Here is a 20,834-nt window from a genome sequence, read left to right on the forward strand (position 1 = left end):
GGCGTCTCATGCCGGCACCCCCTGCTTCGGCGCAAGCTTCGCATCGCGGCATGCGGGACCCGCCTGCGTCGTTGTCAGCAGGAACTTCTGCATGTCCCAGGCCCCCGTGGGGCAGCGTTCGGCGCACAGGCCGCAGTGCAGGCACACGTCCTCGTCCTTCACCATCACGCGGCCGGTCTTCAGCCCGCCGGACACGTAAAGGTCCTGCGCCAGGTTGAGCGCGGGCGCCTTCAATCGCTGCCGCAGATCCGCCTCCTCGCCGTTGGCGGTGAAAGTGATGCAATCCATCGGGCAGATGTCCACGCAGGCATCGCACTCGATGCACGCGACCTCGGTGAAGACGGTCTGCACATCGCAATTGAGGCAGCGCTCGGCTTCCTTGAAAGCGGTGGCGGCGTCGAAGCCCAGCTCGACCTCGACCCGGATGCTGGCCAGCGCCGTCTCCGCCTTGGCCCAGGGCACCTTGTAGCGAAGGTCGTTGGTGATGTCGTTGTCGTAGCTCCACTCGTGGATGCCCATCTTCTGCGACATCAGGTTGGTCATGGGGTCAGGGCGCAGCTTGACCGACTCGCCGTGCAGCAGCCGGTCGATCGACACTGCGGCCTCGTGCCCGTGGGCCACCGCCTCGATGATGTTCTTGGGCCCGAAGGCCGCGTCGCCGCCGAAGAACACATTCGGCACTGTGGACTGGAAGCTGCTCTTGTCGAGCACCGGCAGGCCTGACGAGTCGAAGGCGATGCCGCAGTCGCGCTCGATCCAGGGGAAGGCGTTCTCCTGGCCCACCGCCACCAGCACGTCGTCGCACTCGAAGAAGGCCTCGGGCTCGCCGGTGGGGACCAGCGAGCGCCGGCCCTGTGCGTCGTACTGCGCGCGGACGATCTCGAAGCGCATGCCCACCAGCCTGCCGCCTTCATGGACGAAGGCCTTGGGCACATGGAAGTTGATGATGGGGATGCCCTCGTGCTGCGCGTCCTCCTTCTCCCAGGGCGAGGCCTTCATCTCCTCGAAGCCGCTGCGCACGATCACCTTCACGTCGCTGCCGCCGAGGCGGCGCGCCGACCGGCAGCAGTCCATCGCGGTGTTGCCGCCGCCCAGCACGATCACGCGCTGGCCGATGCTGGTGATGTGGCCGAAGGAGACGGAGGCCAGCCAGTCGATGCCGATGTGGATGCCGGCCGCGGCTTCGCGGCGGCCGGGCAGGTCGAGATCGCGCCCGCGCGGTGCGCCGCAGCCGACGAAGATCGCGTCCCAGTCCTGCGCCATCAATGCCTTCATCGACTCGATGCGCTCGCCGCTGCGGAACTCGACGCCGAGATCCAGGATGTAGCCGGTCTCCTCGTCGATCACCGACTCGGGCAGGCGGAAGTGCGGGATCTGCGTGCGCATGAAGCCGCCGGCCTTGGCTTCCTCGTCGAACACCGTCACCTCGTAGCCCAGCGGCGCCAGGTCGCGCGCGACGGTGAGCGAGGCCGGCCCGGCGCCCACGCAGGCGATGCGCTTGCCGTTGCGCGGCTCGAGCGTCGGCATGCGCGCGCGCACGTCGCCCTTCATGTCGGCCGCGACGCGCTTGAGCCTGCAGATCGCCACGGGTTCAGGCTTCTGCGAATTGCTTTCCTCCACCCGCCCGCGCCGGCAAGCCGGCTCGCAGGGCCGGTCGCAGGTGCGCCCGAGGATGCCGGGGAAGACGTTGGAGGCCCAGTTGATCATGTAGGCGTCGCTGTAGCGGCGCTGCGCGATCAATCGGATGTACTCTGGGACGGGGGTGTGCGCCGGACAGGCGTACTGGCAATCGACGACCTTGTGGAAGTAGGCCGGGTTCGCGATATCGGTTCGCTGCAAAGCTTGTCTCCTTGCTGCCGCCCGGGGGCCCTCGTGGGTGGGCCGATACGGGCTTTTCCGCCAGTATGCGCCGCATGCGGCGCAAAGGGGGCTCGGTGAAAGCCCTCAGCGCCTCATGGTCCCGCCGCGGGCCGCGTCAGCCCCGTGCCGCGGCCCGCGTCTCGGCGAAGGCGCTGCGGCCCAGCCAGCGCCAGAGATCGCGGGCATCGCGCGCCCCGCCCGTCATGCGCACCCGCCGCTCGCGGATCGCGTCTTCGGCTTCGCGGTCGCCGGTCCAGATCTCGGTCAGCGCGAGCACGGTGCATTCGACGATCAGGGTCGGCTCGTCGCCGGGGTTGTCGCGGCAGAGATCGGCGGTGCCCTGGTCGATCACCAGCCACCAGCGCCGCTCGCCCTCGGGCGCATCGGTGAAGCGGAAGTGGACCACGATGCAGCGCCCGGGCGGGCATTCGTCGAGGTGCACGAAGCGGCGGATGTCCCACATCAGGAAGCCCGCGTCGAGCTGGCCGCGCTTGAGGCGGCTGCCGATCCAGCGCGCGCCCCAGTGGCCCAGCGCCATCACGATCGGGCGCAGCTCCTCGCCGGCGCCGGTCAGGTGGTATTCGGCCGAGCTGCCCGTGCCCTGGACGCGCTTGACCACGCCGACTTCCTCGAGCTTGCGCAGGCGCTGCGCCAGTAGCGAGCCCGACATGCGCGGCACGCCGCGCCGGATGTCGTTGAAGCGCGTGCTGCCGCACATCAGTTCGCGCACCACCAGCGGTGTCCAGCGCTCGCACAGCACCTCGGCGCCTCGCGCGACGGTACAGAACTGGCCGTAGTCGATCATGGCGCCAATCTAGCGCCTCCGAGGCCAGGACACCAGTACAGATACTGGACTGGCGCGGCGACCCCGGCGCGGCCATCCTTGTGGCATCAGTTCACCACCAGGAGACGCACCATGAGCACTGTCGCCACCCCGCCGGTCTTCGACGCCGCTGCCTTCAAGACCACCACCCGCGCGCAATGGCAGTCCGCGGCCGAGGCCTGGCACCGCTGGGGACCTTTCCTCGGCCGCTGGCTCGGCGCCGCGACCGACACCATGTTCGAGCTGGCGCGCATCGGGCCGGGCTCGCGCGTGCTGGACATCGCGGCCGGTGCCGGCGAGCAGTCGATCGGCGCCGCACGGCGCGTCGGTGCGTCGGGCCATGTGCTCGCCACCGACATCGCGCCCGCGCTGCTCGAACGCGCCGCCGCCGACGCCCGGGCCGCGGGGCTGACGAACCTCGAGGTCCGCGAGCTCGACGGCGAGGCGCTCGACACCCTGCCGGCGGCAAGCTTCGATGCCGCGATCAGCCGGGTCGGGCTGATCTATTTTCCCGACCAGCAGCGCGCGCTGGCCGGCATGCGGCGGGCGCTGCGGCCGGGCGGGCGCATATCGGCGGTCGTGTACTCGACGCCCGAGCGCAACGCCTTCTTCTCGATACCCGTGAAGATCATCCGCGAGCGTGCGGGGTTGCCGCCGCCGCTGCCGGGGCAGCCCGGGCCTTTCTCGCTGGGCGGGGAGGGCGTGCTCGAGGCCACGTTCGCCAAGGCCGGGCTCGGCGAGATCGAGGTCCGCAGGGTGCCGTCGCCGGTGCGGCTGCCGAGTGCGGCCGAATGCGTGCGCTTCGAGCGGGAGTCCTTCGGCGCGCTGCACCAGATGATGATCGGCCTGGACGAGGCGGAGCGGGCGCGGACCTGGGAAGCGATCGAGGAGGCGCTGCGGCAGTTCGAGACCGGCAATGGCTTCGAGGGGCCGTGCGAGATGCTGGTGGGGGCAGGGACGGTTTCGTGATCGAGCCGCTGCCCGTGCAGGTTCAGCTCGCCAAGCCGGCCTTGCGCAGGCCCGCCACGAACCGGTCCAGCGGCGCGGGGTCGCTGTAGGGCAGCACCCGCAGCGTGAGCTCGATCGCGTAGCCGGGATGGAGGGCCATCAGCTCGCGCCAGATCCGGCCGGCCTCGTCGGGGCGGCCGGTATGGCCGTAGAGCGAGGCCAGGTAGGCGCGTGTGACGTCGGATCCCGGCATCTGGATCAGGCGGCGCTTGAAGTTCACTTCGGCCTCGGCGTACTGCCCGAGGGCGAACTGGGCGCGCCCCTGCGCGTGCCGCCAGAGGCTGAACTGCGGGTCGAGGCGCAATGCCTGCCCGAGCAGTTCGACCGCCTCCTCGTGCCGTCCGGCGAAGTCCATGATGATGCCCAGCGTCCCGTGGCCCTCCGCGGAATTCGGTTCGAGCGCGAGCGAGCGCCGCGCCGCGCTCTCGGCCTCGTCCAGCCGGCGCAGCCACATGAAAGCGTTGGACAGCGCGTGATACGCCATGGGCTCGGCAGGGTCCGCCTCGCAGGCCTTGCGTGCGATCGCGAGGCTCTCTTCCAGGTCATGCTCCGTGCGGCCGTTCCAGGCGTTGGCGTATTCCACGCCGCGGGCGATCGCCAGGAAGGCGTAGGCCTGCGCCATGTCCGGGTCGATGGTCAGCGCGCGCTCCAGCATCTCGCGCGTCTCGGCCAGGGCCGGTTCGGTGAACTGGAGGATGCAGCTCTTGGCACGAAAGAGGTAGTCGTAGGCCTCGCCGTTGACCTTGCCGCGCTCTTGACGGCGTGCCTCCTCGTTGCCGGTGAGCCGCACCTCGAGCGTCTGCACGATCTTGCGCGTGACCTCGTCCTGCACCAGGAAGATGTCCTCGAGCTCGCGGTCGTAGCGGTCCGCCCAGACGTGTCCGCCGGATTCGGCATCGATGAGCTGCACGTTGATGCGCACCCTCATCCCGTGGCGCCGCACGCTGCCCTCGAGCACGTGCCGCACGCCCAGCCTGGCGCCGACATCCTTGATGTCGACGTTCTGTTTCTTGAAGGTGAAGGTCGAGTTGCGCGCGATCACGAACAGGCCGGAGATCTTCGAGCAGTCGGTGATGATGTCCTCGGTGATGCCGTCGGCGAAGTACTCCTGTTCCGGGTCTCCGCTCATGTTGGTGAAGGGCAATACCGCCAGCGAGGGCCGGTCGGGTGGGCGCAGGGCCCGCGTCGGCGGAGGTGCCGGCTCGGCCGGCTTCAGCTGAAAGGCGTGGACCAGGTGCGCGATGTTCTTCATGGGCTGCTCGCCCTGGTCGACGAAGCTGGCGACGATCCTGTCGCGCACGGCCCCGTGCACCGCGTCGGACACGACGATGCCGCCCGCCTCGGCCACCGCGCACAGGCGCGAGGCGATGTTCACTCCGTCGCCGTAGACCGTGCCGTCCGCCTTCTCGATCACATCGCCCATGTGGATGCCGATGCGGAAGTGCATCCGCCGATCCTGCGGCACGGCAGCGGCGGACGCGCTCAGTTCCTGCTGGACGGCGATGGCGGCCGTCACCGCGCCGGCCGCCGTCTCGAACACGGCGAGTACCGAATCGCCGGCCATGTCGATCACGCGGCCGCGACCGGCCTCGATGCGGCTGCGGAACACTGCGCGCGCAGCATCGAGCGCGGCCACGGTGCCGTGCTCGTCGCGCGCCATCAGGCGCGAATAGCCGACTGCGTCCGCCGCCAGGATCGCCAGCAGGCGCTGTCTGAGATCAGCCGAGTTCACCGACGCCAACTCCCAACTCCACAGGGAACACCCAGAGCCGGTGCATATTACCCTCGTCGCGGGCGCGGAGGGATGCTCGAAACGCATCCGCCGCGGCCGCATCATTTGCGCCGGCCTACAGAGTCGGAGCGTCTTCGACGACGCCGCGCAGCCGGCATGGCCTTAGGCTTCGATGCATCCAAACTGCACAGCCGGAGTCGACGACATGGCCGCCAACGCGATGGTCAAGGGAGAGGTGAATTACCGGGCCGGAGACGGCCCCATGATCCGGATCCCCGAGGGGCCGGTCGAAGTGGACCTGGCTGCCGACAGCGCGGTGCTCAGCTGGGGCGACGCCGGCAACACGCAGAGCGCCGCGTTGCCGATTGCCGAGTACGAGCGCTATGTGCGCGACGGCCTGATCGCGCCGAAGGCCTGACAGCGCGCCTGGCGCGCCAGCACTGCAGCGCCAGTGTGAAGCCCGCGGCCAGCTCGGTCGAGGTGCCGCCGCTGCGCGGCGCAAAGGGTCACCCGCGTTCCGCGCCTTTGTCCGTGTCCGAGAGCCCCGCCAGGTGCTTCACCAGCAACCCGGCTGCCGCAGACAGGTTTTCTCCCGTCTTCGTCGCCATCAGCAGCCGCCGCACCGCCCACGCATCCTTCAGCCGCAGCACGCGCAGGTCCAGCACGCTGACCTGCGCCGAGCAAGCCGCCAGCGGCACCACACCGATGCCCAGGCCCGCGGCGATCATGTGGCACATCGCGTCGAAGCTGCGCACCTGCACGCGCAGCCGCATCGGGACGCCGGCCTGCTCCGCGGCGCGCGAGGTCAGCTCCAGCAGCGAGCTGCTGCGATTCAGCCCCACGAACTCGTAGGCCAGGCAGGTCTTGAAGTCCACCCGCTTCAGCCGCGCCAGCGGATGCTGCCGCGCGCACAGCACCACCAGCTCGTCGGTCTGGAAGGGCGCGATGTCCAGGCCGTAGGCGGGCGTGTTCTCGGCGAACACGCCCACGTCGGCCAGCCCGTCCACCAGGGCGCGCACGATGTCGCCGCTCAGCTGCTCCTCGACCTCGACGCGGATGTCGGGATGCCGCTCCAGGAAGGTCGCGAGGGCCGCGGGCAGGAACTCGGTGAGCGCCGACATGTTGGCCCACAGCCGCACGTGGCCGCGCACGCCGCTCGCGTAGTCGCCCAGTTCGCTGCTGAACTGCTCGAAGCCCTGGAACAGGCGCATCGCGTGCTGCATGGCCACGTGGCCGGCCGGCGTCAGGGCAATGCCCTGGGCGCTGCGCTCCAGCAGCTTCGAGCCGGTGGCGGTCTCGAAGTCCGAGAGCCGCCGGCTCGCCGCCGAGAGCGCGAGGTGGCAGGCTTCTGCACCCTTCGTGATGCTGCCCGTCTGCGCCACCGCGCAGAACAGACGCAGCGTGACGAAGTCCACTCGAGCCGGGTTGATGGTGCGGGCCATGCGCGAGATTCTAGAGAGGGCCTTCGCATTCTGCGAAGGCCTGCTGCCGTCAAAGCAATTCCGCTGGCAGCGCCCTGTTCCTACAGTGGAGGCCATTCCACTCAAGAGACAACGCAACGCCATGAACGCACTCGAAGGCCTCAAAGTCCTGGAGCTGGGCCAGCTCATCGCCGGCCCCTTCGCCGGCAAGACGCTGGCCGAGTTCGGCGCCGACGTGATCAAGGTCGAGCCGGCCGAGGTCGGCGACCCGTTGCGCAAGTGGCGCATGCTGCGCGACGGCACCTCCGTGTGGTGGGAAGTGCAGTCGCGCAACAAGCGTTCGGTCTGCCTGGACCTGCGCAGCGCCGAAGGCCAGGAGGCGGTGCGTGCCCTGGCGCTCGAGGCCGACGTGCTGATCGAGAATTTCAAGCCCGGCACGATGGAAGCGTGGGGCCTGGGCTGGGAGCAGCTGCATGCGCTCAACCCGAAGCTGGTGATGCTGCGCATCTCGGGCTACGGGCAGACCGGCCCCTACCGCGACAAGCCCGGCTTCGGCGTGCTCGGCGAATCGATGGGCGGGCTGCGCTACCTCAGCGGCGAGCCTGGCCGTGTGCCGGTGCGGGTGGGCATCTCGCTGGGCGACACGCTGTCGGCGCTGCACGGCGTGATCGGCGTGCTGATGGCGCTCTACCACCGCGCGGCCCATGGCGGCGAAGGCCAGTTCATCGACGTGGCGCTGTACGAGTCGGTTTTCAATGTGATGGAGAGCCTGCTGCCCGAGTACGACGCCTTCGGCGCGGTGCGAGAACGTGCCGGCAGCGCGCTGCCGGGCATCGCGCCCACCAATGCCTACCGCTGCAACGATGGCCACTACGTGCTGGTGGCGGGCAACGGCGACAGCATCTTCCGCCGGCTGATGCGCGCGATCGACCGGCCCGACCTCGAGAACGACCCGGCGCTGCGCCACAACGACGGCCGGGTGCAGCAGGTCGAGATGCTCGATGCCGCGATCGAAGCCTGGACCGTGCAGCGCAGCCGCGACGAGGTGCTGGCCGCGCTCGACGCCGCCGGCGTGCCGGTCGGGCGCATCTACACGGTGGCCGACATCGCACGCGACCCCCAGTACCTGGCGCGCGAAATGATCGTCGAGGCACCGACCTCCGACGGCCGCACCCTCAAGGTGCCTGGCATCGTGCCCAAGCTCAGCGCCACGCCAGGCCGTATCGCGCATCCGGCGCCCCGCCTGGGCGAGCACGACGATCAACTGCGGTCCGGCACCGGCTGGCCCGTGCGCACACGCTGAAAGGACTCGACATGAACACCGGCAATGGCACGCGCCTGCACATCAACGAGGTGGCCACCCGAGACGGCTTCCAGATGGAAAGCCGCTTCATTCCCACCGAGGACAAGATCGCGCTGGTCGATCGCCTGAGCGGCCTCGGCTACGCGAAGATCGAGGTGACCTCCTTCACATCGCCCAAGGCCATCCCGGCCCTGCGGGACGGCGAAGAGGTCATGGGCCGCATCGCGCGCCGCCCCGGCGTGGTCTACACCGCACTGGTGCCCAACCTGCGCGGCGGCGAGCGCGCGCTCGACAGCCGCGTCGACGAGTTCAACGTCGTGATGTCGGCCAGCGAGACCCACAACCTGGCCAACCTGCGCATGACCCGCGCGCAGTCGTTCGCGCAGCTCGCCGAGGTGATCGCGCTGGCGCGCCAGGCAAAGGTGCCGGTGAACGTCTCGCTGTCCTGCGTGTTCGGCTGTCCGATGGAAGGCGAGGTGCCGCTCGATGGCGTGCTGGGCTGGATCGACCGCTTCGCCGAGCAGGGTGTCGCCGGCATCACGCTGTGCGACACCACGGGCATGGCGTATCCCACCCAGGTGCAGCAGGTCTGCGCGGGTGCGCTCGCGCGTTTTCCGGCGCTGGACTTCACCGCGCATTTCCACAACACGCGCGCCATGGGCCTGGTCAACACGGTGGCGGCGGTCGAGTCGGGCGTGCGCCGCCTCGACATGTCGCTGGGCGGCATCGGCGGCTGCCCGTACGCGCCCGGCGCGACCGGCAACGTGGCGACCGAGGACGTGGTCCACATGCTGCAGTGCATGGGCTACGACACCGGCATGGACCTCGACGGCCTGGTCGGCGCGGCGGCACAGCTCCAAGCGCTGGTGCAGCACGCGCTGCCGGCCCAGGTCTCTCGCGCCGGCCATCGGCTCACCCGCCACGCACCGCCGGCCGATTTCGCAGAAATCGTCGAGCGTGCGAAGGCGCGAGACAAGGGCACAAAGGAGCTGCAGACATGATCGACCACCTGGACCACCTGGTGCTCACCACCGCCGACGAGGCCGCCTGCGTGCGCTTCTACGTCGAGGTCATGGGCATGACGCTCGAGACCTTCGGCCAGGGTCGCAAGGCTTTCCGCTTCGGCAACCAGAAGATCAACCTGCACGTGAAGGGCCACGAGTTCGAGCCCAAGGCGCAGCTCCCGGTGCCCGGCGCGCTGGACCTGTGCTTCATCGCCGCCGTGCCGCTCGACCAGGTGATCGCGCGCCTTGCCGAGAAGCAGGTGCCCATCATCGAGGGCCCCGTGCTGCGCACCGGCGCGGTCTCGCGCATCCGCTCGGTTTACGTGCGCGACCCGGATCTCAATCTCATCGAGATCTCGGAATTGAAAGCCTGAGCAGCACACCCCATTCGTATTGACACAAGGAGACAGACATGAAACTCGCCCCCCGCCTGTTCGCGGCCTGCGCCGCATTCGCCGTGATGGCCTCGCATGCCGACAACTGGCCCTCGAAGCCTATCACCTTCATCGTCCCGACCGCGCCCGCCGGTTCCACCGACATCATGGCGCGCATGGTCGGTGACCCGCTGTCGCGTGCACTCGGCCAGCCGGTGGTGGTCGACAACAAGCCCGGTGCCAGCGGCAACATCGGCACCGAGGCCGTGGCCCGCGCCGCGCCTGATGGCTACACGCTGCTCATGCAGTACTCGGGCTACCACGTGGGCAACCCGGCGCTGTTCCAGCAGATCAAGTGGAACCCGACCAAGGACTTCGTGCCGGTCGCGCTGGTGATGCGCGCGCCGCACGTGGTGGCGGTCAGCGGCAAGCTGCCGGTGAACTCGATGAAGGAGCTGATCGAATACGGCAAGAAGAAGGGCGACGGCGGCCTCAACTACGCCTCGTCCGGCAACGGCTCGATCCAGCACATCGCCGGCGAGCTGCTGTCGCGCCAGGCGAAGCAGCCGATGACCCACGTGCCCTACAAGGGCTCCGGCCCGGCGATCAACGACCTGATCGCGGGCAACGTCGACATGTTCATCACCACGCCGCCCTCGGTGATCGGCCACATCGCGAGCGGCAAGCTCAAGGCACTGGCCTATACCGGCACCCAGCGCCATCCGTCGATGCCCAATGTGCCGACTTCGGCCGAGGCCGGGCTGGCGGGCTACGAGGTGGATTCGTGGTTCGCGGTGTTCGCCCCGGCGAAGACGCCGCCGGAGGTGGTGAGCAAGCTCAGTGCCGAGATCCGCAAGATCGTCGAGAGCGAGAGCTTCCGCAAGAAGGTGGACGACCAGGGGGCGTTCGCCGTCTACATGGACCCGCCGACGCTGGGTAAGTTCGTCGATCAGGAACTGGTGAAGTGGTCGAAAGTGATCAAGGCGGCCGACATCAAGGCCGATTGATCGGCGCCGCCGTTGCGCGAATCAGCGAGCTGCCGCGGCGTCGGCGATGAACTTCAGCAGGTCGTGGTAGCCGGGGCCGAACTCCTGGGTGTCCACGCCGGCCAGCAGCCGCAGGCTTCTTGGGCGCGCATTGCCGACGACACCGCGCGTGGTGCGCACCGGCAGCTCGGCATCGAGGTCGCCGTTGTCATGCTCCGACATGCAGATCACGACGATCGAGCCGGCATGGAGGGCCAGGTCACCACGGCGGAACGGACGGCGCGCATCGGCCGGACGGAAAACCAGCCTCGGAGCGCGCCGGGTGGCGGTGGCGGGCGATTGCGCGGCGGTGGTCTTGGCCATGAAAGTGCTCGCAGGGCGTGCTGTTGCTGTGATGGCTGCAATCGTCGCGCAAAAATTGGTAGGCAGGCACTCGCCGCAGAGGAGAAGGCCACCGAACTGTGGCATTAGTCGCCACCGGGCGCAACAATTCGCCCCCCATAGGCCGCAGGCGCGGCGGGAAACCCCTCAGGAGCAGACGTACGAGCTCGCCACCCGCGGATCCCCGCCGCTGAGCGTGGCCTTGGTCGGATACATGCAGATGGGCCGCGAACTGGCCGGCGCGCTGCCGGTAGCCGGCGCCGAGATGTCGATGCGCTCGGGTGAATTGCCTTCTTCCACCCACAGCGTCAGCGCCAGGTAAAGCTGCGCATTGGTCGGCAGCGGCGGATTGGCGGCCGGGTTGGTGGTGCCATTGCTGAAGCCGTGGCCCATGCCCGGGACGAGGAACAGCCGGTAGAAATTGCGCGCCACCACATCGCCGCCGACCCGCGACGCCAGGCGCGTGTAGTAGTTCACGGTGCCCTGCGGCGGGATCAGCGTATCGGCGAGGCCGTGATAGACCAGCATCTTGCCGCCTCGCGCGGCGAAGCGGTCGATGTCAGGATCGTCGGTGTTGATGTTGGCAAAGGCGGGCTGCAGCGCAATGCCCTGATCGAAGGCGTTGGAAAGGTCCGCATAGGACAGGTTCCTCCACCGGTTCGCGCCATTGCCGGTCGCATTGATGAAGGAGGGCGTGGCCCAGGTCGGGTCCTGCAGTTCCAGCGCCACCATGTCGGTCGCGATGGTGAAGGGCGTGGGCCCGGCCAGCCCCGTGGGGTTGGTGCCACGCGTCAGCCCGTACCAGCGCTGGTTGGCCGCTGTGGCCGGCGTGGTCGCGAAGCCGTTGTCCTCGGCGGGCGACGGCACGGAGCCGTCGCTGGTCTGGCCGTACCAGATCTTGTTCATCGCCAGCGCCTGCGCAGAGGTGACGCAACTGCCGGCCGGCCCCGTGCCGCCGCTGCTCGGGCACAGCACGGAGACATCCAGCTGCGGGTCGTAGCGGCATTGCGAGGGATCGGGGATGTAGCCCAGGTGCTGGTTGTTCACCACGTCGCAAGCGTTGATGGCGGCATTGCCCATCAGCGTCAGCTGGGCCGCCGTGAGCGGCACGCCGGCCAGGTCGCGCTGGTAGACGATCTGCGGGTACAGCTCGGCGGTGATGAATTTCGTCCAGTTGATGGCCGGCGCGCCCGCCAGGATGCCGTCGAAGTCGGCCGGGTTCGCCTGCGCCTCCATGTGGCCTTGCCGCCCGCCGGTGGCGAAGCCGTTCCAGTAGGAGAACCTCGGCGCGGAGCCGTAGAAGGCGGTGGCCAGCGCCTTCGTCTTGACCGCCATCTCGTGGATGCCGCGCTGGGCGAAGTCGTTCCACAGCGGACCGTTGACGGTGCCGTCGGGCCTCATCGCGAAGGAGCCGCCGTTGGCGGTGTTGGCGTGCCCGGTGTCGGTGCTGGCCGAGACCGCGCCTTCCACCATGGCGGTCTGTGCCGGCGAGCCCGCGCTGCCGCCGGTGACGCCGGCCAGCGCCGTCAGCGAAGTGTGCACCCCGCCGGCCCAGCCATCGCCGCCCTTCACATGCACCCGGCGGTTCCACTTGGCTTCGCTGGGCAGCCAGACTTCGATGCCGATGCCGGCCGAGGTCGAGGACGCGTCCGCGGGGCCGGAGTTGCCCGGGCCCACCAGCAGCTTCACGACGCAGACGTCGGTCGTCGCAGTGGGCGTGGATGGCGTGGGCGTGCCCGTCAGCAGCAGCGGATCGCCGGTCCGGAAGGACTTGACCAGCAGCACGCTGGTGTCGGCATCCGGCTTGAAGCCGCTCTTGATCGAGTCGTCGCAGCTCAGTTTGGCCTGGCCCGGAGGAGGCGGGACCACGACGCCGCCGCCATGTCCGCCGCCGCCACCACCGCAGGCCGCAAGTGCGGCTGCCGCCGCGATGCAGGCCGCGCAGGCCCGTGTCTTCATCCATCTATCCGTCCAGCAGTCTGCACGCATGATGTCCCCCTTGCCCTGGCTGCTTCCCGCGGCCGCGCGGCTGGGCGCCAGAGGGTCATGCATCCCGTGCGGGCCGCACCAAGTAGGACGTGCCGCCGACTACCGGGCGGCGGCGGCCTACAGCGCCCGTGGCTCTCACTAGAATCGCGGGTTTCTCCTGGAAGGTGCCTGGCGTGAGATGGTGGTTGGGGTGCTTCGGTCTGCTGTCTGCCGGCGTGGCGGCCGGAGCCGCATGGTTCACGGTCGCGGGTAGTCCGGACGACCCTGCGGCCGACACGGTCCAGGTCGATCCGGTCGCGGTCACGGCCGCGGGCGAGCGCAGGACGATGAATCTGCGCGTGAGCCGATCGCAGGATCGCGCGAACTGGGAGGGCGTGCCCTACCGTTCCTACGAGGCCCGCGTCGCCTTCGATTGCCGCGCGAAAAAGGCCGAGTACCGCTTCGCGCGCTTCTACATGGCGCCGCTGTGGCAGGGCGAGGCGCACAAGACGACCGACTATTCGAACAACCCGCGGCCGATGCGCTTCCTCGACATGGCGCCCAATCCCACCGACCGCATCATCCGCGCGGCCTGCCACGGCACGGCGCAATAGCCGCCTGCACCCGGCCGTTGCCGAGCCGCGAAGTCGTCCGACCTGCCCCCAGGGCACCGGCCGCCGCCGCGCGAACGCACGGCGCGCCACCATTGCCGGCAATGGCCGTTCCGAAAAGGAGAAGCGCATCGCCGCAGCGCATCGCTCACGACGTGCTCGAGCGCGTAAGCACCCTGCAGGATCTCGGCCTGGGTTACCTCCCGCTGGACCGCAGCTTGGCGAGGCTCAACAACATTGCGTAGGTTTCGCGATCGCCTGGATCGCAATCGGAGTAACCTCCAACGCTATCGGATTCGGGTGTTTCCTCCAGCGGAAAGCCGCGGGGTCTGGCTCTGACCATCGAATCATCAGAGGGAATCCAAATGGCAATCCTGGGAATGCTTGTCAACCTGCACACCTTCGATTCGGAAGATGCCGGAACCGACGATGAGATTTATATCGGGATGTGGGGCAACGCCGGCGGGCGAGAGTTCCCGCTGTCTTCGAAAGATCACGAAGACTTCGACCGCGGGGCCAACGATTTTTACCTGCTGGGAGTGGACCCGGGCTTTGGATTCCCGCTGATTCGATCGGACCGATCGGCCCCCGGCGAGCCCAACGACCCTGCGCTGCTCCCGGTCGATCTCGCCAGCATTCAATACCTCTACGTGCGAAAGCAAGCTTACGGGCGGCAGAGGGACGACGACGCCTGGCGCCTCGAGTCGGTGATCGCACTGCTCTACGACGACGCCGCCGTTCCGCTGAGTGGCTCGCGGCTGTTTTCTCTCTTTGCGCGCAAAGGTCTGTGGTTCGGAAACGAGCACGGTCATCAGGCGTGGCTCTCCGAGGCCCGCTTCTCCGGTGTGCACAGTTTCATGAATCAACTCGACGCGAAGGCTGCTCGCACGGGATAGCCTGGGGTCGCGGGTCCTGCTGCACAGGAGGGTACGAAATGAGCCTGTACTACAACCCCGTCCTTTACGGTCTCAATGACGTGACCATTCCCGAGAACGGTGGTGGCACTTTCGGCGCGAGGATCTACTATCCCTCGGAGGAGGAGGAAGTGCGCGATGTCGCCGTCCGCGAAGGCATCTATCCGCTTATAGCCTTTGCTCACGGGGACCGCAGCTTTGAGCCTCACCTTTGCCCCGCCGACCGGAGCGAAGACTACAAGAAGTGGGGTGCAGTGCTCCACCTTCTGGCCCGTTGCGGTTTCGTCGTCCTTTCGCCGGCGGTCCATGATGTGATCTCCGACTCGGAACGAACGGCAGTCCGCCTGGAGACGGCCATAGCTTGGGCACGAAAGACTTGGCCCCACCGCCGCGTCTTGCATCGGCCTCCCGTCTTCTATATGGACCCGGATGTGATGACAGCCCAGGCCATGAAAGCGAAGCAAGGTTCCTATTCGACCGGCGGCCGTTCGTTCGTCCTCGGCGCAGGCGTCGGTTTCGAGGTGGGGGCGTTCCTCGGTCCTCCCACCAGCCTCGGCCTAGTGGGCCATTCCTGGGGAGCACGAGCCGCAGCCCGAGTAGCAGCGCGAGGAAAGGTGGTGCAGGTCAAGACCATTGCTTCGATCGCCGGATCATGGGACGAGAACGCCGCCATCCAGGCGCTCATCGGTGCCCACGTGCCGACGCTGATGGTGGCCGGCACGGACGACTTCCTCAATGCTTCCTATCTCGCAGGATTGTGGAACTCCCTGGCGATTCCAAAGCATCAGGCCGCCCTGCAACGCATCGGTCATTGGGACTGGTTCGGCCCGTTTGGTGGCATAGAACCCTGCGACGAGCAGGCGCCTCGCCCCGCTTGTCCTGTTGCTTGGCAGGCACTGTCCGAACTGCTGCTCGCCTTCTCCACCAAGTACCTGTACAACATGTGGTGGCGGCCCCCCTACCTGCTTGGCAGCCCAGGCGGTCGGCCACCCTTTCTCGATTGGTTCGATCCCAACGGCCCGTGTTCGCTCAAGGTACGTTGGAACGACCCGACGGCAACGGGTGCGCAGGGACCGGTCGGCGAAGTCACTCTCGGAAACTGGACAGCACAGAACCCCTGGTAGCAGGGGGCAGGCCGCAAGCAGGTGGCTCTTGCCTACTCGCAGAGCCGCCGGATCTCCGGCGGGATCGGCACAGCGCGGATGCCGCCGCCCTCGCGCTTCGCAGCGAAGATGCGCACCTCCTCACACTCGAGGATCAAGTCCTCGCCGCGCTTGACGCGGTAGGTCTGCAGGAAGCTCTTGTCGCGCCACTCGGGGATCGCCACCGCGATCGCCAGCGTGTCGCCGTAGCTTGCGCTCTTGACGAAACGCGTGTGGGTGTCGACCAGCGGCGTGCCGATCACGCCCAGCGTCTGCGCCGTCTCTTCCCAGCGCGGCACGCCGCGCTCGGCGAAGAAGTGGCGCGAGGCCGCATCGATCCAGCGGAAGAAATTGGGAAACCAGACGATGCCTGCCGGGTCGCAGTCGCCGAATTCGACGCGGACGGTGTAGACGACTTTTTCGCTCATTCGATGATCAGTCCGCCAGGATCTTGCGTTCTCGGATGATGGCACCGAAGCGCGCCGAATCGGCCATCACGCGCTCCTGGAAGGCCGCGGGCGTGCCCGGCACGGGCTCGCCGCCCAGGTTGGCGATGCGCTCCTTCACGGCCGGCGTCGCCAGGATGCGGTTGATCTCGCTGTTGAGCCGGTTCACGATCTCGGGCGGCGTGCGCGCGGGGGCGTAAAAGCCGAACACCGTGTCCGCATCGAAGCCCTTGAGACCCGCCTCGTCGAGCGTCGGCACATCCGGGAACTGCGGCGACCGCTTGGGGCTGCCCACCGCCAGCAAGCGCAGCTTGCCCGCGCGCACGTGGGTCAGGCCGATGCCCGGGTCGAAGTAGAAGTCGAGCTGGCCGGCCAGCAGGTCCTGCAGGGCAGGCGCCGCGCCGCGGTAGGGCACGTGCACCGCGTACAGGCCAGCCTGGCTCTTGAACATCTCGCCGGCCAGGTGCGGCGAGCTGCCGGTGCCGGGCGAGCCATAGGAGAGCTTGCCGGGGCGCTCCTTCACGTAGGCGATGAAGTCCTTGATGTTCTCGGGCGGCAGCGAGGGCCTGGTCACCAGGAACACCAGCACGCGCGCTGCCGCGGCCACGGGTACCAGGTCCTTGGTGGGGTCGAAGGACATCTTCGGGTACAGGTGCGGATTCACCGACACCATGCCGCCCGAACTCATCAGCAGCGTGTAGCCGTCGGGCTGCGCGCGCGCCACGTTCTCGCCGCCGATGTTGCCGTTGGCGCCGCCGCGGTTCTCGATCAGCACCGGCTGGCCCAGGGCGTCCTGCAGCGGCTGCGAGATCGCGCGCGCGATCGTGTCGGCCGCGCCGCCCGGCGGGAAGTTCACCACCACCTTGATGGGCTTGGCGGGCCAGTTGCCCTGGCCTTGCGTGCCTTGCGCATGCGCGGAGGGCAGCAGCGTCGCGGCACCCCCCAGCACCAGGGCGAGCAGCGCGCGGCGCAGCGGGGCAGGGCGGCGGCTTTCGGGTCTTGTTGTCATCGGCGGTCTCCTTCTCTGTTGTTCATGGGCTGCTCGCGGGCCGGCGCTTCATCCAGCGGATCGGCTGCGCCACGACCGGCCGCGCCGGCGCGCCGTGCCGCACCAGCGCCGCGTCGAGCGCCTTGCCGGCATCGTCGGCCAGCGCCGCCTCGCGTGCCGCAGCGATGGCATCGGCGCGTGCCGCGGCGGAAGCGCCGGGCAGCTCGGCCAGGTGGCTGACTACATGCAGCAGGTTCTGCTTGCCGCGCTCGTTGGTGCTGCCGTAGCCCTTGATGAGCCGGCCGCACAGCGCGATCTCATGGCCCAGCCGCCAGTCGCCGCGCGTGCCCTGCAGCACGGCCGCGAGCCAGCGCTCGATCAGCGCCTGCTCCTCGGCGAAGCGGCTGCCGCGCCGGCGCAGCCAGCGCAGCGAGGCCAGCATCCGCAGCGAGGCCATGCCGAAGACCGAGTGGCTGCCGACCTTCAGCGGCAAGGCCCAGGGTGCCTTGCGGCGCCGGTCCCAGGCGGTCAGGCGATGGGCGATGGAAGCCGGCAGCAGCGCCGCGAACTCGGGCGTGCCCGGCTTGAAGTGGTCGTAGACCTTGACGATGTCCTCGTCCCCGGCGCGCACCTCGCGCCGCACGCGCGCCGCGCGGCTTCGGCGGCTCTTGAGCTCGGCCACCCGAACGATGTCGTCGAAAGCCATCCACAGCGCGAGCCAGCGCGCCATCTCGTGGGTGATCGCGTAGCCGTGGGCACCGGCCGGGTCGGCCGCGCGCTCGGCCGCCAGCACCTGCTGCAGCCGCTCGATGTAGAGCCGGGCGTAGGACGCGTCCTGGTAGTCGAGCACGCGTGCATGGCCCAGCGCCAGCAGGCCCTGCACCTGCGGCGGGAACAGCTGCGCGACCGAGTGCGGCAGCGCGTGCGACGCGGGCTCGTCCTGCGCGGTCGTGGCGAGCAGCCGGCTCACCATCGCGGCCTGCTCGCGGGGCGTGTGCACGGTCTCGAAGGCCAGCGCGAAGCCGCGCAGGCTGGCTGCGGCCATCTTGCCTGCCTGCTCGGGCGCGCTGCCGCCGCGCACCACGTGCTCGTAGACCTCGCGCGGAAACGGGAACAGCCCGCTGCCCGCGACCGCACCCAGCATCACCGCGCTGACCACCGTGCCGGCCTCGCGCGCCATCGTCCCCATGTCGAACACGTGGTGCTCGCGGCTGAAGGCCTTGATCACCTCCAGCAGCCGCTCGCTGTCGGCGCGTCCGTCGCCCAGCGTCATTCGCTCGGCCGTCGTCAATGTGCGCCCCGAGGAGCTGATGACCAGCGTGCGTGCGGGCGCGCTCATGCCGTTGCCGATCTGGCGCGCCGTCTCGAGCAGCTCGGACGAGACGATCGCATCCAGGGCCCCCGGCACCGGGCTCAGGCTGAACACCGGCCGCCGTCCGCCGAGTTCGGCCAGCGGCACCGGGAACACCTCGATGTAGTAGGTCGTGGCCCCGGTGCGCTGCGCCACCCCGGGAATGGACGTGCTCTGCGCGGCATAGCCGGCGTGCCGAGCCGTCTCCACCAGCCATTCGGTGAGCACCCCTCCCCCTTCGCCGCCAAGCGCGCAGACCAGCAGGGTGATCGGTTGTGTCGTATGGATATTCATCGTGTCAGCCAATTCATTCGTGGCGCAGCATCCGCAGAACAGCGGTGGCCTTTGCAGGGTCTCCGGAAGCCTCAAGCAGGCTGCAACGCGCGCACGACCGCCCCCCGCAGCGAATGCATCAGCCGCTCGTGCCACTTCGGGTTCTGCACCACCTCGGCCCGATAGAAGCTCGGACACAAGGTGGCCGCATGCGCGTTGGCACCGCACAGTCCGCAGCCCACGCAGCCGTCGATCACCACCGCCACGGGGTCGACCTTCAGCGGGTCCGGGTTGTCCTTGATCGTGAGCGTGGGGCAGCCCGACAGCCGGATGCAGGCGTGGTCGCCGTTGCACACGTCCTCGTCCACGCCGTACTTCACCCGCACCACGCGCTCGCCCTTCTTCAGCAGGCCGGCGATCCACGGCTTGATGCGGCGCTGCCGCTCCAGCTGGCATTCGCCCTCTGCCACGATCACCTTGAGCCCGTTGAAGTCGGTCGTGAAGGCCTCGTTGAGCGTGGCGCGCATCTTGTCGACGTGGTAGGTGTGCACGGTGCGCAGCCACTGCACGCCCAGGCCTTTCAGGGTCGACTCGATGGTGTTGTTCTTGTCGACCAGGCTCTGCTGCTTGTCGACCGCGCGTTCCTTCACCTCGTCGTCCGGCGTGGAGATGATGTCCTGCGTGCCGGTGGCCGAGGTGTAGCCGTTCTTGAAGATCAGCAGCACCGCGTCGTCGCCGTTGAAGAGCGCACTCTGCACACCGGTGAGCAGCCCGTTGTGCCAGAAGCCGCCGTCGCCCATGATCGACAGCGCCCTGCGCTGCATCATCGGCGACACGCCTGCGCGGCTCGCCAGGCTCATGCCGTAGCCCAGGATCGAGTGGCCCATCGAGAAGGGTTCGAAGGTGCCGAAGGCGTGGCAGCCGATGTCGGCGGCAATGTGCACCGGCCCGCTGTCCTGCTGCGCCAGCTTGAGCGCCGCGAACACCGGCCGCTCGGGGCAGCCGATGCAGAAGCTCGGCGGGCGCGCCGGCAGCGGCGCCTCCAGCTTCGTTGCCACCGCGGCGCGGCGATCCCGGTTGCCCGCGAGCCAGGCCTGCGCCGAGTCCTGCGCATGCTGCGGCAGGTAGCGCTGCGCGAACTGCGCCAGGCCGGCGGCCAGCACTTCGACGCCGTACTCGCCCGCTGCGGGCAGCAGGTCGCAGCCGTGCAGCGGCGTCTGGATGTCGCGCCGGCGCAGCAGGGTGGCGATCTCCTGCTCGATGTACTCGGGCTGGCCTTCCTCCACCACCAGCACCGCGCGCTTGCCCACGCAGAAGTCGGCGACCTGCTCGGGCACCAGCGGGTAGGTGACGTTGAGCACCAGCAGCGGAATGTCGGTGGCGCCGAAGGCATCGGCCAGACCCAGCTGCTGCAGGCCGCGGATCAGCGCGTTGTACAGGCCGCCCTGCACGATCAGGCCCAGGTCCTCGTGCTTGCCGGGCACCAGCTCGTTCAGGCCCTGCTCGGCGATGTAGCGCCGCGCGGCGGGAATGCGCTCCTCGCCCTTGAGCTTCTCGTGGCGGAAGGTCACCGGCGGATGCGCGAGCCGCATGTAGTCGAAGCCGGCCGGCTCCTCCATCAGCGCGCGGGTGGAGATCGCGGGCGGCAGGTTGTCCCGACATTCGAAGCTGCCGCGCACGTGGCAGGTGCGGATGCGCAGCTCCATCATGCAGGGCATGTTGGAAGTCTCGGAGAGGCGGAAGCCGTGCTCGACCATGTCCACCATCCGCCCCAGCTCGGGCCGCGGATCGAGCAGGCACATGCCGGACTTCAGCGCGTAGGCATGCGTGCGCTCCTGGATCACGCTGGCGCCTTCGCCGTAGTCCTCGCCCACCACGATCAGCACGCCGCCCTTGACGCCCGGCGACGAGAGGTTGGACAACGCATCGGCCGCCACGTTGGTGCCGACGATCGACTTCCAGGTCACCGCGCCGCGTAGCGGGTAGTGGATGGAGGCGCCGAGCATGGCCGCGGCCGAGGCCTCGTTGGAGCAGGCTTCCACGTGCACGCCGAGCTCGTCCATGTAGGGCTTGGCCTGCACCATCACGTCGAGCAGGTGCGAGACCGGCGCGCCCTGGTAGCCGCCCACGTAAGCCACGCCCGACTGCAGCAGGCCCTTGGTGATGGCGAGGATGCCCTCGCCGTGAAAGGTGTCGCCGGCACCGAGGCGCAGGGCCTCGATCTCCTTGCTGAATGAAACTTCCAAGAC

The 20,834-nt window shown here is 68.7% G+C and carries 19 protein-coding genes; 9 read left to right on the forward strand and 10 right to left on the reverse strand.

Going from position 1 to position 20,834, the window contains the following annotated elements; translation table 11 throughout:
* Window positions 1-6: 6 nt before the first annotated feature.
* Together ACMGEZ_RS09350 and ACMGEZ_RS09355 are read right to left on the reverse strand one after the other, a co-directional pair.
* The gene (locus ACMGEZ_RS09350; RefSeq protein WP_436821986.1) at window positions 7-1,839 is read right to left on the reverse strand and encodes an FAD-dependent oxidoreductase; all 1,833 of its coding nucleotides are present in this window, start codon (window positions 1,837-1,839) and stop codon (window positions 7-9) included.
* A 136-nt stretch (window positions 1,840-1,975) separates the two neighbouring features.
* On the reverse strand, window positions 1,976-2,665 hold the full coding sequence (locus tag ACMGEZ_RS09355) for a winged helix-turn-helix transcriptional regulator (protein ID WP_436821987.1): 690 nt from the start codon (window positions 2,663-2,665) through the stop codon (window positions 1,976-1,978).
* Between the two features lie 111 nt (window positions 2,666-2,776).
* Between ACMGEZ_RS09355 and ACMGEZ_RS09360 the strand changes: the two genes are divergently transcribed.
* Window positions 2,777-3,652: a class I SAM-dependent methyltransferase gene (locus ACMGEZ_RS09360; protein WP_436821988.1), complete on the forward strand. Its 876-nt coding sequence runs from the start codon at window positions 2,777-2,779 to the stop codon at window positions 3,650-3,652.
* 22 nt (window positions 3,653-3,674) lie between these two features.
* On the opposite strand, the gene ACMGEZ_RS09365 is transcribed toward ACMGEZ_RS09360, so the two are convergent.
* Window positions 3,675-5,423: an adenylate/guanylate cyclase domain-containing protein gene (locus ACMGEZ_RS09365; RefSeq protein ID WP_436821989.1), complete on the reverse strand. Its 1,749-nt coding sequence runs from the start codon at window positions 5,421-5,423 to the stop codon at window positions 3,675-3,677.
* 262 nt (window positions 5,424-5,685) lie between these two features.
* Between ACMGEZ_RS09365 and ACMGEZ_RS09370 the strand changes: the two genes are divergently transcribed.
* Window positions 5,686-5,841, forward strand: coding sequence for a hypothetical protein (locus ACMGEZ_RS09370; RefSeq protein ID WP_436821990.1), 156 nt, complete (start codon window positions 5,686-5,688; stop codon window positions 5,839-5,841).
* Between the two features lie 88 nt (window positions 5,842-5,929).
* Here ACMGEZ_RS09370 and ACMGEZ_RS09375 read toward each other — a convergent pair whose 3' ends face one another.
* Window positions 5,930-6,865 (reverse strand): LysR family transcriptional regulator, encoded by a 936-nt coding sequence (locus ACMGEZ_RS09375; protein WP_436821991.1) that lies wholly within the window; start codon window positions 6,863-6,865, stop codon window positions 5,930-5,932.
* Window positions 6,866-6,986: 121 nt separating this feature from the next.
* On the opposite strand from ACMGEZ_RS09375, the gene ACMGEZ_RS09380 reads away from it, so the two are divergent.
* From ACMGEZ_RS09380 to ACMGEZ_RS09395, 4 genes are read left to right on the forward strand one after another with little or no spacing between them, the layout of a single operon-like run.
* On the forward strand, window positions 6,987-8,147 hold the full coding sequence (locus ACMGEZ_RS09380; RefSeq protein ID WP_436821992.1) for a CaiB/BaiF CoA transferase family protein: 1,161 nt from the start codon (window positions 6,987-6,989) through the stop codon (window positions 8,145-8,147).
* A gap of 11 nt (window positions 8,148-8,158) precedes the next feature.
* On the forward strand, window positions 8,159-9,148 hold the full coding sequence (locus ACMGEZ_RS09385; RefSeq protein WP_436821993.1) for a hydroxymethylglutaryl-CoA lyase: 990 nt from the start codon (window positions 8,159-8,161) through the stop codon (window positions 9,146-9,148).
* Complete coding sequence (locus ACMGEZ_RS09390; protein WP_436821994.1) at window positions 9,145-9,525, forward strand: VOC family protein; 381 nt, start codon at window positions 9,145-9,147, stop codon at window positions 9,523-9,525. The genes ACMGEZ_RS09385 and ACMGEZ_RS09390 overlap by 4 nt, the downstream gene beginning before the upstream one ends.
* Before the next feature lie 38 nt (window positions 9,526-9,563).
* Entirely contained in the window at window positions 9,564-10,532 is a 969-nt protein-coding gene (locus ACMGEZ_RS09395) for a Bug family tripartite tricarboxylate transporter substrate binding protein (protein ID WP_436821995.1), read from the forward strand.
* 21 nt (window positions 10,533-10,553) lie between these two features.
* Here ACMGEZ_RS09395 and ACMGEZ_RS09400 read toward each other — a convergent pair whose 3' ends face one another.
* Window positions 10,554-10,874, reverse strand: coding sequence for a hypothetical protein (locus tag ACMGEZ_RS09400; protein ID WP_436821996.1), 321 nt, complete (start codon window positions 10,872-10,874; stop codon window positions 10,554-10,556).
* Between the two features lie 165 nt (window positions 10,875-11,039).
* A complete protein-coding gene (locus ACMGEZ_RS09405) occupies window positions 11,040-12,851 on the reverse strand; it encodes a tannase/feruloyl esterase family alpha/beta hydrolase (protein ID WP_436821997.1) in 1,812 nt (603 codons plus the stop codon).
* A gap of 203 nt (window positions 12,852-13,054) precedes the next feature.
* Here ACMGEZ_RS09405 and ACMGEZ_RS09410 point away from each other — a divergent pair, with 203 nt between their 5' ends.
* From ACMGEZ_RS09410 to ACMGEZ_RS09420, 3 genes are all read left to right on the forward strand, one after another.
* Window positions 13,055-13,474, forward strand: a complete 420-nt coding sequence (locus ACMGEZ_RS09410; protein WP_436821998.1) for a surface-adhesin E family protein — start codon at window positions 13,055-13,057, stop codon at window positions 13,472-13,474.
* A gap of 362 nt (window positions 13,475-13,836) precedes the next feature.
* Complete coding sequence (locus ACMGEZ_RS09415) at window positions 13,837-14,367, forward strand: hypothetical protein (protein ID WP_436821999.1); 531 nt, start codon at window positions 13,837-13,839, stop codon at window positions 14,365-14,367.
* A 38-nt stretch (window positions 14,368-14,405) separates the two neighbouring features.
* Window positions 14,406-15,509: a hypothetical protein gene (locus ACMGEZ_RS09420; protein WP_436822000.1), complete on the forward strand. Its 1,104-nt coding sequence runs from the start codon at window positions 14,406-14,408 to the stop codon at window positions 15,507-15,509.
* Between the two features lie 32 nt (window positions 15,510-15,541).
* Here ACMGEZ_RS09420 and ACMGEZ_RS09425 read toward each other — a convergent pair whose 3' ends face one another.
* The 4 genes from ACMGEZ_RS09425 to ACMGEZ_RS09440 all read right to left on the reverse strand — a co-directional run bounded on the left by ACMGEZ_RS09425 (window position 15,542) and on the right by ACMGEZ_RS09440 (window position 20,831).
* Complete coding sequence (locus ACMGEZ_RS09425) at window positions 15,542-15,955, reverse strand: acyl-CoA thioesterase (RefSeq protein ID WP_436822001.1); 414 nt, start codon at window positions 15,953-15,955, stop codon at window positions 15,542-15,544.
* A 7-nt stretch (window positions 15,956-15,962) separates the two neighbouring features.
* Window positions 15,963-16,982 (reverse strand): Bug family tripartite tricarboxylate transporter substrate binding protein, encoded by a 1,020-nt coding sequence (locus tag ACMGEZ_RS09430; RefSeq protein ID WP_436822002.1) that lies wholly within the window; start codon window positions 16,980-16,982, stop codon window positions 15,963-15,965.
* Window positions 16,983-17,004: 22 nt separating this feature from the next.
* Entirely contained in the window at window positions 17,005-18,606 is a 1,602-nt protein-coding gene (locus ACMGEZ_RS09435) for an indolepyruvate oxidoreductase subunit beta family protein (RefSeq protein WP_436822003.1), read from the reverse strand.
* A gap of 71 nt (window positions 18,607-18,677) precedes the next feature.
* Window positions 18,678-20,831, reverse strand: a complete 2,154-nt coding sequence (locus ACMGEZ_RS09440; RefSeq protein ID WP_436822004.1) for a thiamine pyrophosphate-dependent enzyme — start codon at window positions 20,829-20,831, stop codon at window positions 18,678-18,680.
* Window positions 20,832-20,834 lie beyond the last annotated feature (3 nt).

This window comes from Variovorax stachyos (assembly GCF_051400855.1).
Taxonomy (GTDB): domain Bacteria; phylum Pseudomonadota; class Gammaproteobacteria; order Burkholderiales; family Burkholderiaceae_C; genus Variovorax.

Bases quoted from the DNA above. Each gene is read 5' to 3' on its own strand.
- ACMGEZ_RS09355 (WP_436821987.1), bottom strand. From the start codon at position 2,665: ATGATCGACTACGGCCAGTTCTGTACCGTCGCGCGAGGCGCCGAGGTG.
- ACMGEZ_RS09360 (WP_436821988.1), top strand. From the start codon at position 2,777: ATGAGCACTGTCGCCACCCCGCCGGTCTTCGACGCCGCTGCCTTCAAG.
- ACMGEZ_RS09370 (WP_436821990.1), top strand. From the start codon at position 5,686: ATGATCCGGATCCCCGAGGGGCCGGTCGAAGTGGACCTGGCTGCCGAC.
- ACMGEZ_RS09375 (WP_436821991.1), bottom strand. From the start codon at position 6,865: ATGGCCCGCACCATCAACCCGGCTCGAGTGGACTTCGTCACGCTGCGT.
- ACMGEZ_RS09380 (WP_436821992.1), top strand. From the start codon at position 6,987: ATGAACGCACTCGAAGGCCTCAAAGTCCTGGAGCTGGGCCAGCTCATC.
- ACMGEZ_RS09385 (WP_436821993.1), top strand. From the start codon at position 8,159: ATGAACACCGGCAATGGCACGCGCCTGCACATCAACGAGGTGGCCACC.
- ACMGEZ_RS09390 (WP_436821994.1), top strand. From the start codon at position 9,145: ATGATCGACCACCTGGACCACCTGGTGCTCACCACCGCCGACGAGGCC.
- ACMGEZ_RS09395 (WP_436821995.1), top strand. From the start codon at position 9,564: ATGAAACTCGCCCCCCGCCTGTTCGCGGCCTGCGCCGCATTCGCCGTG.
- ACMGEZ_RS09400 (WP_436821996.1), bottom strand. From the start codon at position 10,874: ATGGCCAAGACCACCGCCGCGCAATCGCCCGCCACCGCCACCCGGCGC.
- ACMGEZ_RS09405 (WP_436821997.1), bottom strand. From the start codon at position 12,851: ATGAAGACACGGGCCTGCGCGGCCTGCATCGCGGCGGCAGCCGCACTT.
- ACMGEZ_RS09415 (WP_436821999.1), top strand. From the start codon at position 13,837: ATGGCAATCCTGGGAATGCTTGTCAACCTGCACACCTTCGATTCGGAA.
- ACMGEZ_RS09420 (WP_436822000.1), top strand. From the start codon at position 14,406: ATGAGCCTGTACTACAACCCCGTCCTTTACGGTCTCAATGACGTGACC.
- ACMGEZ_RS09425 (WP_436822001.1), bottom strand. From the start codon at position 15,955: ATGAGCGAAAAAGTCGTCTACACCGTCCGCGTCGAATTCGGCGACTGC.
- ACMGEZ_RS09430 (WP_436822002.1), bottom strand. From the start codon at position 16,982: ATGACAACAAGACCCGAAAGCCGCCGCCCTGCCCCGCTGCGCCGCGCG.
- ACMGEZ_RS09435 (WP_436822003.1), bottom strand. From the start codon at position 18,606: ATGAATATCCATACGACACAACCGATCACCCTGCTGGTCTGCGCGCTT.